Genomic DNA, 13,653 nt, shown 5'->3' with positions numbered 1-13,653 from the left:
ACGGCCGCGGCGGGTTCGGTACCGCCGCGGCCGTTTCGCGTGCGTTGACCAGCGCTTTCGGGTAGGTCAGCCGATGACGGCGTTCATGATGGTGCCCGCGCTGGTGGCGACGACACCACCGATCATGGCTCCAGCCACCATCTTCGGGGAGTCGAGCCCGCCGCCGGTCCACTTCTCCCACGCGAACTTGCCGCCCGCGTAGATGATGGCGGTGATGCCCGCCAGGAGAACGAACCAGGTGAAGTAGCGGACCAGTTGGAGGAACTTGTCCGAGATCGGCGGAGCCTCGGGGCTGGGGTTGCCGATCTGAGCAAGCAGTGTGTCGTGCACGGCGAGCAGGATCATCGTGGTCAGCTCATTCTGGATTCGGGACAGGGCAGGATTCGCTGACTGTGATGGTATCGGTTTGTTCGCTGCGATGCAGTCGGGTCGGTGCAGCGCAGTGAAGTTCGGTGTCGCTGTGCCCTTGCCGGGGTCGCCATCCGTCGGGATGATGGGTGGGGCGGGGTGCTCGATGACCCGGTCGCCGCGCGCCGCCGGTCCGCCGGTGGGTTGTCGCTTACTACCACTTGGGGGCGATTTCCGAAGGTGCCGTGTGGTTGTGCGCACGGCGGTCACGCGACGGCCCGCGTGCCAGTATCCTCATCCAAGATCGAATTCATCGGTGGTTGAACAACTTTCGCGCGGCGGCTCGGCGGCGGCAAAGTTGTAGTGAAGCGTAGGGAGCAGACGGTGAGCATCATTTTGACGTCGATCGGGGACAGCTTCACGACGTTGGCGCAGGTGAGCAACCCGACCCCGGAGGCGCCGCCGTTGTCGGACAAGCTGTTACAGATGGTCCGCTACCTCACCTGGTTCGCGCTGCTCTCGGGCATCTTGGCGATCGTCTTCGCCGGCGGCAAGTTCGCCTGGGAGAAGTGGCAGGGCGGCGCGCTGCAATCGCCGAAGATGATCGCCGGAGCCATGATCGGCGGCGTCGTCGCGACCAGCGCCGGCACCATCATGAACGCCGTGCTGGGCACCTGAGCCGTTTACGGCAAACGCTTGGCTATACTCCTGCGCGGATCTCTCGCAATGTCCGATCGGATCGGAAAGCAGGAGAAAGACCTATGGGCGAGACCGACGGCGGAGTGTCGCGCCGGACCATGTTCGGCTTGGCGGCAACCGGTGCGGCGTCCGCGCTCGGGTTGACGGCGTGCGGCGGCTCCGACGAGCCGTCGGCGTCGCCCACCACGGCGGCGCTCAGCACGACCGAGTCGATCGCCAAGGACGCGTACATCTTCGGCTTCCCGCTGGTGCTGATGGACGTCACCAGGGCGGCCGCCGAGGCGAGCGTCCCGGCCAATCGGTTCCAGCACGCCGCGGCGCTGCCGACGCCCGCGCGCCGGGATGTGGTGCGGCTCAACCTGGATACGTTGTACTCGTCCGCGTGGCTCGATCTGCGCGCCGAGCCGATGGTGTTGCAGGTGCCTGCCATGGACGGCGGCCGGTACTGGCTGATGCAACTGCTCGACGCCTGGTCGAACACCGTGCACAATCCGAGCAGCGTTCGGCCGCAAGCGAAGTCGGGTGCTCCGTGCACCTACGCGATCGTCGGCCCCGGCTGGTCCGGCGCGCTGCCCGACGAGGTCACCCCGCTGCCCATGCCGACGCCGACGGTCTGGCTGCTCGGCCGGATCCAGGTCGACGGCGCCGAGGACCTGCCCGCCGTGCACGCACTCCAGCGGCAACTGCGGCTGGTGCCGCTGAGCGACTGGACCGCCGGGCGACCGGCGGCGACCGCTGCGCCTGCGCCGCACGCTGATTCGACGCCGCCGGCCGAGCAGGTCGCCCAGTTGGACGCGCGGGCCTTCTTCGAGCGGATGTCCGCACTGCTGGCGATCAATCCGCCCGCACCCGACGACGCGGCCGCGATGAAGCGCTTCGCCACCATCGGGCTCACACCGGGCGGCAAGCTCGGCGGACTCTCCGATCGCGAACTCGGCGCCGCGGTCAGCACTGCGCGGCAACAGATTCCGGTCTACCTCGATCCGGAGGCGGTGAACGAGAACGGCTGGACCTTCGATCCCACCATCGGTGCCTACGGCACCAACTATCTGAAACGGGCAGGCGTCGCGTGGAAAGGGCTGGGCGCCAACCTGCCTCAGGACGCGATCTATCCGACGCTGTTCGCCACGGCGGGCGCCAACGGCGACACCGGCCGGTTCCGGTTGCACTTCCCGCCGGGGCAGTTGCCGCCGGTCGACGCCTTCTGGTCGCTGACCGCCTACGACGCGGACAGCTATCTGATGCCCAACCCGGCCGATATCTATGCCATCGGCCACCAGCTGCCCGTGGTGCCCAACGCGGACGGGTCCGTCGACCTCGCGGTGCAGCACGCCGACCCCGGTCCGGCCGTGCCGCCCGGCAATTGGCTGCCCATCCCGGAGTCGGGCCAGTTCTCCCTCACCATGCGGTTGTACGCGCCGAAAGACGAAGCGATCCAAGGGCGTTGGCAGCCGCCGCCGCTGACCCCGGTGTCCTGAGGTCAGTCGCCCGCCCAGGTCCAGTGCGGTACCTCGCGGATCGGATGCAGTTCCGCGTCCGTCGCCGCGTGTGAGTTCTGCTGGGCCACTTGGGCGCCGAACGCCACGTGTTCGAAAACCGCCTGGCGGAAGTCCGGGTTCTCGAAAAGTCCGGCCTCCTCGAAGCTTTCCATATACGCCGCGACGAAGCGTTCCCGCTGTTCGTCGGTGATGGCCAGGCCGCGGTGCACCGCGATGAGGTGATCGAAACCGAGCTCGCGGGTGAATTGCTCGGGCCCGCCGAATGATTCGGCGGTGAACCAGGTGAGATGGTCGACATGATCCGGTCGCCGCTCGGTGAACAGGGTCTTCAGCACCGGGTCGGCGAGCGCCTTGTCATAGAACGCCGCCTCGACGCGATGCAGCACCTCGGCGCCGCCGACGTGCTCGTACATACTGGGCATGGAACCTCCCGAACAGGTGCGGGTACTCCACACCATTACATGCCCATCTCCCGGCGAAGGAGCGCGATTCCGGCCGACTCGGGTTTCGCTCACGGCGGAATCCCACGGGAGCGCGCACGGTTGGGAACCTAGCTGTCCTAAGCCGCCCATAGCGTCCTGACCATGACAAACACCGCGGAAAGCATCCGTCCGTTCCACATCGACATCCCGCAGGCCGACCTCGACGACCTGCACGCGCGACTGGCCAACACCCGATGGCCGGCGGAACTGCCCGGGGTCGGCTGGAGCCGGGGTGTTCCGGTGGACTACCTGAAGGGGCTCGCCGACTACTGGCGGACCGGATTCGACTGGCGGGCACAGGAATCCCGGCTCAACGCACACCCGCAGTTCGTCACCGACGTCGACGGCCAGACCATCCACTTCCTGCACGTGCGCTCGCCCGAACCGGACGCGACGCCGCTGCTGCTGGTGCACGGCTGGCCGGGCGGGGTCGCCGACTTCCTCGAGTTGATCGGCCCGCTGTCGGACCCGCGTGCGCACGGTGGCGATCCGGCCGACGCCTTCCACCTGGTGATTCCGTCACTGCCCGGCTTCGGCTTCTCGGTTCCGTTGGCCGGCCCCGGCATGAACGCGGCGAAAATGGCTGGGGCACTGGGCCGGGTGCTGGCCGGGCTCGGTTACGACCGGTACGGAGTGCACGGCTACGACACCGGCGCGTGGGTCGCGCCGCAGCTGGGCAGGCAGGACGCGGAGCGGGTGGTGGGCGTGCACGTCAACGGGTTGATCACCTTCCCGGTGGGGGCCGAGGGGGAGCTGGACGGTCTCACCGAGCTCGAGCAGCGGCGCTGGGCGCGGATGCAGAACTTCAATGACGCCTACCTGCAATGCAATTCGAAGCGGCCGCAGACTGTGGCGTTCGGCCTGAACGACTCGCCCGCGGGTCAGCTCGCCTGGATGGTGGAGAAGTTCAAGGAGCTGACCATGCCCGAGGATGGTCTGCCCGAGGACAGCATCGATCGCGATCGGATGCTGCTCGAGGTGTCGCTGTACTGGCTGACCGGGACCGCGGGTTCGTCGGCGCAGATCTACTACGAGGAGATCTCCGCGAACGACTGGAATTCGGCCGAGTGGTCGACGGACGAGACGGCCGAGCAATCGGAAGGCAACTGGGGTACCGAGGACGGCCCGGATAGGTCGGCCTCGGCTCATCCGACCGTCCCGACCGGCGTCCTGGTCTCCGCCCACGATGTGACCATTCGCCGCTGGGCCGAGCGCGATCACCACATCGTGCACTGGACCGAACTCGGTCGCGGCGGGCACTTCCTGTCGCTGGAGGATCCGCAGGCGGTAATCGATGACCTGCGCGTTTTCTTCCGGAAGCTCGGCTGAGCCGGCCGCCTGCGCGCCCAGCCGGGCGCGCGGCCGGGCATCGAACGGAATCTAGTAAACGGGTTTTACTAAATACTGTTCACCGACCCCGGTTCTGTGGTTCCATCGTTTCTGGAACGTGTTCCACACAATGTTGTGAGGTCTGCACGCCAGACCGGTAGGAGATAGCCCCGTGACCGTGACCACGCCCGCGATTCCCGCAGGATTCGACTTCACCGACCCCGACATGCTCGCCAGCCGACTGCCCGTGCGGGAATTCGCCGAGCTGCGCCGCACCGCACCCGTCTGGTGGTGCGCCCAATCCGGCCGGGCCAGCGGCTTCGACGACGGCGGCTACTGGGTCGTGTCCAAGCTCGACCACATCAAAGAGATCTCCAAGCACCCGGAGTTGTTCTCCTCGCACGAGAACGGTTCGATCATCCGGTTCAACGAGGACGTCACCCCGGAGCAGATCGGCATGCTCAGCGACATGCTGCTGATCAACCTCGATCCGCCCAAGCACACCAAGGTCCGCCGAATCATCTCCAAGGGCTTCACGCCGCGCGCGATCGAGAGCCTGCGCGCCGCGCTCACCGAGCGGGCGGCCAAGATCGTGCACGACGCGAAGCGGAACGGCAGCGGCGACTTCGTCGAGCAGGTCGCCTGCGAGCTGCCGCTGCAGGCGATCGCCGAGCTGATCGGCATTCCGCAGGAGGATCGCAAGAAGATCTTCGACTGGTCCAATCAGATGATCTCCTACGACGATCCGGAATTCGAGGGCGATCACCAGGTGGCCACCGCCGAGGTGATGGGCTACGCCTGGAACATGGCCGAGGACCGGCGCAAGTGCCCGGCCGACGACATCGTCACCCAGCTGGTCAACGCCGACATCGACGGCGAAGGCCTGGCCTCCGACGAATTCGCCTTCTTCGTCATCCTGCTCTCGGTGGCGGGCAACGAGACCACCCGTAACTCGATCACCCACGGCATGAAGGCCTTCGTGGACAACCCCGCGCAGTGGGAGCTGTACAAGGAGCAGCGGCCGCGCACCGCGCCGGACGAGATCGTCCGCTGGGCCACCCCGGTGAATGCCTTCCAGCGCACCGCGACCCAGGACCTGGAGCTGGGCGGGCAGCAGATCAAGAAGGGCCAGCGGCTCGGGCTGTTCTACGGCTCGGCCAACTTCGACGAGGAGGCGTTCCAGGATCCGTTCAGCTTCGACGTGCTGCGCAATCCCAACCCGCACGTCGGCTTCGGCGGCACCGGCACGCACTACTGCGTCGGCGCGAACCTGGCCCGGTTGCAGATCGATCTGATGTTCAACGCCATCGCCGACGCCATGCCGAACCTGCGTCAGGTCGCAGAACCTGTGCGTTTGCGTTCCGGGTGGTTGAACGGCATCAAGCGCTGGGATGTTCAATACGCTTGAATCACACCATGAGTAACCCCAAACCCCGGGGCCGCTCGCCGATCGTGACCGACGCTGAGATCCGGCGGGTGGCCAGGACGCTGCTGGTGGACCAGGGACAAGCGGCCGTGAGCCTGCGCGCGATCGCGCGCGAGCTCGGCATCACCGCACCCGCGCTGTACCGCTATTACGGGTCGCTGGACGACCTGTTGGACCGGCTGCGCCTGGAGTTCTGTGCCGACCTCGCCGACGAGTTGTCCGCCGAGATCGCGACGCTGCCGGACGACGGCGTGGTGCAGTTCTTCGCCATCTGCAAGGGCTTTCGCCGCTGGGCGCTGGCGCACACCAGGGAGTTCACCCTGGTGTTCGCCTCGCCCGGCGGCGGTGAGGCCCGCGCGCTGCGCCGCTTCGACGAACCCTTCGGCCGGATCTTCCTCGCCGCCGCGGGCAGGCTGCTGGCCAACTACGACATCGTCACCCCGCCCACCGACGTCATCCCGCCGGAGTTGCGCGAAGACCTCGTGCACTTCCAGACCGAGCTGCTCGCGGCGCTGTCGGAGACCGGGCAGAAGTTCCCGGCGGAGAAGCTCGATCTGGGGGTGATGTATCTGATGATCCAGATGTGGGCGCGTTTGTACGGGCACGTCACGCTGGAGGTGTTCGGCAACTACCCGGTCCCGCTGTCGAATCCGGAGATCCTGTTCGACGCGATGCTGGTCGATCTAGGGCACACCGCGGGCCTGCTGATCGAGTAGCCCGGGTCAGATGCGCGCGCCCTTCGCCCGGTTGCAGGCGCGGCAGAGGATTTGCAGGTTCGTCGCGCTGGTGGCGCCGCCGCGGCTGAGCGGGATGATGTGGTCGAACTCCAGGTAGTGGCTGTCGCCGCATTCGACGCATTTGCCGCCGTCGCGTTGCCACACCTCGGCTTTCACCTCCTGCGGGATGCTGCGGGTGTCGAGCTGCCCCGGGGTCAGGATCAGTCGTTTGGCCACCCGGAGCGCGCCCTCCAGCGCGGCGGCGACGTAGTCCGGGTCGCTGACGGTGAAGCTGGCGCCGCCGCGGGCCGAGGTCGCCGCGAGCACCACCGTGTTCTGTTCGGTGTGCACGGAAACGACACGTGACCAAGGCAATTCGGTGCCCGTGCCGTCGCCGACGAAGCGCAGCTTCTTGTTGCTGACGATCAACCGGCCCTCGGTGAGTCGCGGCCCGCGGGCCAGTTGCCGGACGTGCACCGCGGGCAGATCGAGGTGCACCTTCTCCTCGGGGTCCAGGTGCAGGCCGGGGGTCCGCACCACCGGCAGATCACCGGCCCGCAGCCGGGACAGGGTGCGGCCGCGATGCAGCCGCCTGCGCAGGTCCTCGATCAGCGGACCGGTCAGCGCCAGTTCGGTGACGGCGTGTTCGAAGGCGGCCAACTCGTCCTGCTCGACCTCGCCGTCGGCGAAGGTGAAGGCGACCAGCCGTTCCACGTAGCTGAGCGCGCCGTCGCGCAGTGCCGCCCGGCCCACTTGCTCGTCGATGCGCTGATAGCGCAGCGACGCCCACAGCGCGGCCCATTCGGGGCCGCGCGGGCCGTGCGCGGTGAGCACCCGCCAGGCCTGGGTGTGCCAGTGGGTGAGGAACTCCTCGATCTCCGATTCGCACGACTCGCACGGGGCCAGGCCGCCGAACAACTTGCGCCGCCGGAGGTTTCCGCATCGGTCGCAGTGCCGGTCGCGCGGCTGGGGCCGGTGGTGGGTGGCGCTGGTCCACTCGGCGCCGTCCCACCAGCGCAGGCGGGCCGGGTTCTCCGGATCCGAATGCCAGTCGGCCAGCTCGGGATTCGGCGGTGGGGCCGGCGGCGGCACCGGGTCGGCCAGGCGACGGCCGAGGTCGATCGGTCGCTGGTGGGGGCGGTGGTCGATCAGATCTGTGTGCCCGGGCCGCGGATTCGTCGTGGCGCGCTGGTCGATCGTGCCCTCGTCGGCGGGTACTCGCGGCGGCGTGGGGGGTGGTGCCGGTCGGCCGCCGAACGGGTTCGGCGGGTGCTGCGCGCGTGGCTGTTCGTCGACGCTGACCCCGAATTCGGTGACCAGTCCGGGCAATCCGGTGGACCAGCCCTGCGCGATGGCCCGGAATCGCCACTGCCCGTCGCGCCGGTAGAACTCGCCGAACATCAGCGCGGTGACCGGATCGGCATCCTCGATGGCGAACCCGGCCATCGGCCCGTGCGCGTCGTGGATGGTGAGCGACAGGCCGGCGATATCGCCGAAGGTCCCCTCGTCGACCGAGCCGGCGATCACGATCCGGTCCACGTCCGCCTCGGTGCGGGGCAGCGAAACGCTGAGCCGGGCCGTCCGCGGCGCGGGCTCCTGGTCGAGGGTCACCGCCTGGGAAACGTGGCGCGGGGCGTTGTAGAAGACCAGATCGCGATCCGTGCGGACCGTCCCCGCCTCGCCCAGCAAGAGGGCGTGCGCATCCACCGTATGGTCCGACCGCCACGAAACAACCACGGCAAGAAGGGATGTCGGTACCGCTGCGTTGGCGCCTTTGCTGAGTTTCATCGTGACCGAACTATGCCACGAGCCACCGACACGCCGAACTCGCCGACCCCTCCGATCGGCGGGCCGCACCGGATATCGGCGGAGTTTCCCGCGTCAGCGCGCGATGCGATCCGTCGCCGCGCGCAGTGTGGCGGCGGCCTTCAGCGCCATCTCGTGGTACTCGTCCTCGGCGTCGGAGTCGAGCACGATCGCCCCGCCCGCGCCGATGCGCCAGCGACCGGCGTAGCGCACCGCCGTGCGGATGACGATATTGAGGTCGGCGGTGCCGCCGAGCCCGAGGAAGCCGATGGTGCCCGAGTAGACGCCGCGCGCCTCGGTCTCCAGCTCGTCGATGATCTCCATGGTGCGCAGCTTCGGCGCGCCGGTCATCGAGCCGCCGGGGAAACACGCACGCAGGCAGTCGATCACGCCAACGCCGGGGCGCAGCGTGCCGCGCACGGTGGACACCAGCTGGTGCATCGTCATGTACGACTCGATGGCCATCAGCTTCGGCACGTGCACGCTGCCGATCTCGCAGACCCGGCCGAGATCGTTGCGCAGCAGGTCGACGATCATCAGGTTCTCGGCCCTGGTCTTCGGGCTGTCGGCCAGTTCGCGGGCCAGCCGTTCGTCCTCGGCGGGCGTGCCGCCGCGCGCGGCGGTGCCCTTGATCGGCTTGCTCTCCACCGTGCGGCTCCGGTCGACCTTCAGGAAGCGTTCCGGTGAGGAGCAGGCGATTTCGAGGTCGTCGAAGCGCAGGAAGGCCGCGTACGGGGCCGGATTGCAGCGCCGGAGCGTGCGGTAGAAGTCGAGGCCGCCGTCCTCGACGGCGGGCACGGTCACGCTGTCGGTGAGGCAGATTTCATAGGATTCACCGGCCAGCAACCGTTCCCGGCAGATGGCGATGTCGGCGAGGTAGCGTTCGCGGCCGCGGGTGAGCAGTGGTTCGACCGCCTCGCCGTCCGACGGCACCTCGAGGGTGGGCGGATTCGCCCAGGTGGGAAGGGTTTCCAGGGTTTCGCCGGTGTCGCGCAGCCAGTCCGCGCCCGCGCGCAGCGAGTCCGCCGTCGAATCCGTCAGGGACAGTAGGTGAGTGCGGCCGCCGACGTGATCGACCACCACGATCCGGTCGGCGAAGATCCACTGCGCGTCCGAAGTCGGTGCCCGGTGGGTGGTCCGGCCGCCGCAGTCGGCCTTCACCTCGTACCCCAGGTAACCGACGTACCCGCCCGCGAAATCGAAAGGCAGATCGGGCAGTTCGAGCCGGCGCAGGCGCAACTCGGCGGCCAGATAGTCCAGGACCCCACCGGCGACGACGCGCCGATTCCCGTCGGACGATTCGACGGTCACCGCACCCGTGCCGATCCGGTAGCGCACCACCTCGGCCAGCGGCCCGCTCGCGTCACCCAGGAACGAGAACCGATCCAGCCCCGGCTCCACATGCTCGCTGTCGAGCCAGAACGCGGTGGGGGAGTTGCCGTACAGCCGCACGAACGCGCTCTCGGTGTCGATCGCCCGGTCGATCACCGCGTGCTGGAGCTGCCACTGCCGCGGCGCGCCGCCGTAGCGATCCAGGATGTCGGGTCGTGCCGCGCCGGTCAGCAGGTCGCCGCCCAGCGCGCCGAATTGCTCGACCAGCGCGGGGAACTGCTCGTGAGTCAACGTCGAGGTGGTGGATCGGGTTGTCGCGGACGGTGATTGCGCGAGGGTGACCGGCCGCAGCCGCATCGTCACCGGATCCGCTCGCCGCGCGGCGGTCTCCCGCCCGGTCGCCAGGGCCCGATGTGCGGCAGTGAGTTTCGCGAAGTTGCGCAGCAGCGCGGCGCCGTACTCGCTGGCGATCGACTCGGGATGGAACTGCACGCCCCACTGCGGCCGGGTGCGATGCCGCACCCCCATGATCACCCCGTCGGCGGCCGTCGCGGTGACCTCCAGGCAGTCCGGCAGCGGCTGCTCGGCGGCCAGCGAGTGGTAGCGCACGGCGGTGAAGCCCTGGGGCAGGCCCGCGAACAGGTCCCGATCGTCGTGCTCGATCCGGTCCAGATAGCCGTGCCGCGCGGCCGGCGCGACGGAGACGGCCCCGCCCGCGGCGACCACGATGCCCTGGTGCCCGAGGCACACGCCGAGCAGCGGCAGGTCCGTCTCGCGGATCACCGCGGCCGAGATGCCGACATCGCGGGCGACGTCCGGCCGACCGGGTCCGGGGGAGATGACGATGTTGTCGAAGCGGGCCAGTTCCAGCTCGCCGGCCTCGTCGTTGCGCACGACGGTCGGCTCGATGCCGTTCACCTCGCTGATCAGCTGATACAGGTTATAGGTGAACGAGTCGTAATTGTCGATCAACAACGTGCGCATGGTGCCCGAAACCCTACGCCGCCCAGGTTGGGCCCAACTGTTGTCTAGTGCCCTCAGTTCGGTTCGACCGGTGGTGCACAATGTGGGACATGTCTGTTGCGCAACCAGTCGGCGTCGATCCGGCACTCGTCGATTTCGCCCTCGTCGGCAAGTGGATGGATGAGCAGGGCTTGCCCGCAGGGGAATTCGAGGATGTGACCGCCCTGGGCGGCGGGACGCAGAACGTCATGCTGCGGTTCGGCCGGGGCGGCGCGGACTACGTGCTGCGCCGTGGCCCGAAGCATCTGCGGGCCAAGAGCAACGACGTGATCCGTCGCGAGGCCCGCCTGCTCGCCGCGATCAACGGCACCGACGTGCGCGCGCCGCGGGTGATCGCGGCCTGCCCCGACGACTCGGTGATCGGCGCCGTCTTCTACCTGATGGAGCCGATCGACGGCTTCAATCCGGCCAACGAGCTGCCGGAGCTGCACGCGGGCGATCCGGCCGTGCGCAAGGCGATGGGCCTGTCCGCGGTCGAGGCGATCGCCCGGCTCGGCGCGCTCGACTATCAAGCCCTCGGGCTGGCCGACTACGGCAAGCCGGACGGCTTCCTGGAACGGCAGGTCCCGCGCTGGCTCGGCGAGCTCGAGTCGTACTCCGCCAACGAGGGCTATCCGGGCCCGCAGATCCCCGGCGTCGAGCGGACCGGCGAATGGCTGGACCGCAACCGGCCCGCGCAGTGGACGCCCGGCATCCTGCACGGCGACTGCCACCTCGCGAACATGATGTTCGCCTACGACGGACCGCAGGTCGCGGCGATGGTCGACTGGGAGATGTCCACCATCGGCGATCCGCTGCTCGATCTGGGCTGGCAGATCGCGACCCGGCCGGAGCCGGGCACCACCGGTGCCGCGCTGGTGGGCAAGCTCGGCGCCGCGGGCGGGCTGCCGACGCCGGAGGAGATGGTGGCGCACTACGGGCAGTTCTCCGACCGCGACCTCAGTGCGGTCCCCTGGTACACCGTGCTGGCCTGCTTCAAGCTCGGCATCGTGCTGGAGGGCACGCACGCCCGCGCCTTCGCCGGCAAGGCGCCCAAGCAGGTCGGTGACTTCCTGCACGCGATCACGCTGGAGCTGTTCGAGCGCGCGCACCGATTGATGGAGTGATTGTCGGGATGTTGCCGACAGTTGACTGAATATCCGTGGTTGCTGATATTCGGCCAGGTTAAGTTTGCCGCATGCCGATCGTTCCTGATGTGAAGAACTGGACCTGGGTGCTCGAACGCGCCTGTGCCGATTGTGGTTTCGACCCCGCCGCGACCGGCTACGCGGATGTGCCCGCACTGGCCAGGGATACCGCGACGCGGTTCGCCGACGTGCTGGCCCGCCCCGATGCCCGGGTCCGCCCGGACGACGCGACCTGGTCGCCGCTGGAGTACGGCGCGCACGTCCGTGACGTGTGCCGCCTCTTCGACCACCGCCTCGCGCAGATCCTGGGCGGCACGCCGGACGGCACGGTCCCGCGCTTCGCGAACTGGGATCAGGACGAGACGGCCGTGGCCGACCGCTACGACCTACAGGACCCGGCGCAGGTGGCCGCCGAACTCGCCGGCGCGGCCGAGACGATCGCGCGCGCGTTCGAGTCCGTTCCGCCGGAGCGGCGCGGCCTGCGCGGGGAGCGCAGCGACGGCGCGGACTTCACCGTCGACTCGTTCGCGCTCTACTTCATCCACGATCTGGTCCATCACGTGCACGACGTGCACGGCTGACATCCGGCGCAAGACTAGAACGTGTTCCGAACTCTCGAGTGCCGATACCGGTTAATTTCCAACCCGGTACTAGAACGCGTTCCACTTTTGGCTTAGTGTGGGTGCAGTCACATATAAGCACGTGCATGCGAGAGGGTCGACAGGAATGAAGACGAAGGGCGCGATCCTGTGGGGGATCGACCAACCATGGTCGGTAGAAGAGATCGAGGTCGGCGATCCGGTCTCCGGCGAGGTGCAGATCCGGCTGGAAACGGCCGGCATGTGTCACTCTGATCATCACATCGTGACCGGCGCGACGCCGATGCCCGCGTTCCCGGTGATGGGCGGGCACGAGGGCGCGGGCGTGATCACCAAGCTCGGGCCGAACTGCCCCGCCGACCTGGCCGTGGGCGACCACGTCATCCTGTCGTTCATTCCCGCGTGCGGGCGCTGTCCGTCCTGCGTGAGCGGCAACATGGCGCTGTGTGACCTGGGCGCGGGCCTGCTGATGGGCCAGGCGATCAGCGACGGCACCTACCGGATCCAGGCGCGCGGGGAGAACGTCATCCCGATGTGCCTGCTCGGCACGTTCTCGCCGTACATGACGGTGCACCACACCTCGGTGGTCAAGATCGACCCGAGCATCCCGTTCGAGGTGGCCTGCCTGGTCGGCTGCGGCGTGCCCACCGGCTTCGGCTCCGCCACCCACGTCGCGCAGGTCGAGCCCGGCGAGACCGTGGTGATCGCGGGCATCGGCGGCGTCGGCATGAGCGCGCTGCAGGGCGCGGTGCTCTCCGGAGCCTCGAAAGTCGTTGCCATCGACCCGAATCCGTGGAAGCGCGAGCAGGCGCAGAAGTTCGGCGCCACGCACACCTACGAGAGCATGGCCGCCGCGATCATGCCGCTGATGGAGGCCACCGAGGGCCGGATGGCCGAGAAGGTCATCCTCACCATGGGCGAAATGCACGGCGACTACGTCGAAGAGGGCCTGATCCTCACCGCCAAGGCGGGCACGCTCGTGGTCACCTCGATGGGCCGGATGGACGCGGGCGATGTGAAGATGAACAGCTTCCTGCTGTCCATGCTGCAGAAGACGGTGAAGGGCACCATCTTCGGCGGCGGCAACGCGCGTCAGGACGCTCCCAACCTGCTCCGCCTGTACAAGGCCGGTCAGCTCAATCTCGACGACATGGTGACCCGCACCTACGCGCTCGAGGAAATCAACCAGGGCTACCAGGACATGCTGGACGGCAAGAACATTCGCGGCATCATCAAGTACACCGAGGCCGACTGGTAGTCGAGCGTG

The 13,653-nt window shown here is 68.2% G+C and carries 12 protein-coding genes; 8 read left to right on the top strand and 4 right to left on the bottom strand.

The genetic code is table 11. The features are described 5' to 3' along the window. Positions 1-66 precede the first annotated feature (66 nt). Complete coding sequence (locus ACFQ9K_RS40220; protein WP_150406360.1) at positions 67-345, bottom strand: hypothetical protein; 279 nt, start codon at positions 343-345, stop codon at positions 67-69. 387 nt (positions 346-732) lie between these two features. On the opposite strand from ACFQ9K_RS40220, the gene ACFQ9K_RS40215 reads away from it, so the two are divergent. Then, a complete protein-coding gene (locus ACFQ9K_RS40215; protein ID WP_378717390.1) occupies positions 733-1,026 on the top strand; it encodes a hypothetical protein in 294 nt (97 codons plus the stop codon). A gap of 83 nt (positions 1,027-1,109) precedes the next feature. After that, positions 1,110-2,525: a DUF1254 domain-containing protein gene (locus tag ACFQ9K_RS40210; protein WP_378717391.1), complete on the top strand. Its 1,416-nt coding sequence runs from the start codon at positions 1,110-1,112 to the stop codon at positions 2,523-2,525. A gap of 2 nt (positions 2,526-2,527) precedes the next feature. Here the strand turns inward: ACFQ9K_RS40210 and ACFQ9K_RS40205 are convergent, their stop codons facing one another. Further along, positions 2,528-2,968 (bottom strand): hypothetical protein, encoded by a 441-nt coding sequence (locus ACFQ9K_RS40205; RefSeq protein ID WP_378717392.1) that lies wholly within the window; start codon positions 2,966-2,968, stop codon positions 2,528-2,530. A gap of 162 nt (positions 2,969-3,130) precedes the next feature. On the opposite strand from ACFQ9K_RS40205, the gene ACFQ9K_RS40200 reads away from it, so the two are divergent. The 3 genes from ACFQ9K_RS40200 to ACFQ9K_RS40190 all read left to right on the top strand — a co-directional run bounded on the left by ACFQ9K_RS40200 (position 3,131) and on the right by ACFQ9K_RS40190 (position 6,499). Next, positions 3,131-4,357: an epoxide hydrolase family protein gene (locus ACFQ9K_RS40200; protein WP_378717394.1), complete on the top strand. Its 1,227-nt coding sequence runs from the start codon at positions 3,131-3,133 to the stop codon at positions 4,355-4,357. Between the two features lie 178 nt (positions 4,358-4,535). Further along, positions 4,536-5,765: a cytochrome P450 gene (locus tag ACFQ9K_RS40195; protein ID WP_378717414.1), complete on the top strand. Its 1,230-nt coding sequence runs from the start codon at positions 4,536-4,538 to the stop codon at positions 5,763-5,765. 8 nt (positions 5,766-5,773) lie between these two features. Then, positions 5,774-6,499 (top strand): TetR/AcrR family transcriptional regulator, encoded by a 726-nt coding sequence (locus tag ACFQ9K_RS40190; RefSeq protein ID WP_378717395.1) that lies wholly within the window; start codon positions 5,774-5,776, stop codon positions 6,497-6,499. A 6-nt stretch (positions 6,500-6,505) separates the two neighbouring features. On the opposite strand, the gene ACFQ9K_RS40185 is transcribed toward ACFQ9K_RS40190, so the two are convergent. Further along, positions 6,506-8,287: a TerD family protein gene (locus tag ACFQ9K_RS40185; protein WP_378717396.1), complete on the bottom strand. Its 1,782-nt coding sequence runs from the start codon at positions 8,285-8,287 to the stop codon at positions 6,506-6,508. A 93-nt stretch (positions 8,288-8,380) separates the two neighbouring features. Beyond that, positions 8,381-10,621, bottom strand: coding sequence for an aminodeoxychorismate synthase component I (gene pabB, locus ACFQ9K_RS40180; protein WP_378717397.1), 2,241 nt, complete (start codon positions 10,619-10,621; stop codon positions 8,381-8,383). 89 nt (positions 10,622-10,710) lie between these two features. On the opposite strand from pabB, the gene ACFQ9K_RS40175 reads away from it, so the two are divergent. The 3 genes from ACFQ9K_RS40175 (at position 10,711) to ACFQ9K_RS40165 (ending at position 13,644) form a co-directional block, all read left to right on the top strand. Further along, positions 10,711-11,766 carry a phosphotransferase family protein gene (locus ACFQ9K_RS40175; RefSeq protein WP_378717398.1) on the top strand — a complete coding sequence of 352 codons (1,056 nt, stop codon included), beginning with the start codon at positions 10,711-10,713 and terminating at the stop codon, positions 11,764-11,766. 71 nt (positions 11,767-11,837) lie between these two features. After that, on the top strand, positions 11,838-12,368 hold the full coding sequence (locus ACFQ9K_RS40170) for a DinB family protein (RefSeq protein WP_378717400.1): 531 nt from the start codon (positions 11,838-11,840) through the stop codon (positions 12,366-12,368). 145 nt (positions 12,369-12,513) lie between these two features. After that, the gene (locus ACFQ9K_RS40165; protein WP_378717401.1) at positions 12,514-13,644 is read left to right on the top strand and encodes an NDMA-dependent alcohol dehydrogenase; all 1,131 of its coding nucleotides are present in this window, start codon (positions 12,514-12,516) and stop codon (positions 13,642-13,644) included. Positions 13,645-13,653 lie beyond the last annotated feature (9 nt).

Source organism: Nocardia sp. NPDC056564, assembly GCF_042793755.1.
GTDB lineage: Bacteria > Actinomycetota > Actinomycetes > Mycobacteriales > Mycobacteriaceae > Nocardia.
This window is presented reverse-complemented; position numbering and strand designations above follow the sequence as displayed.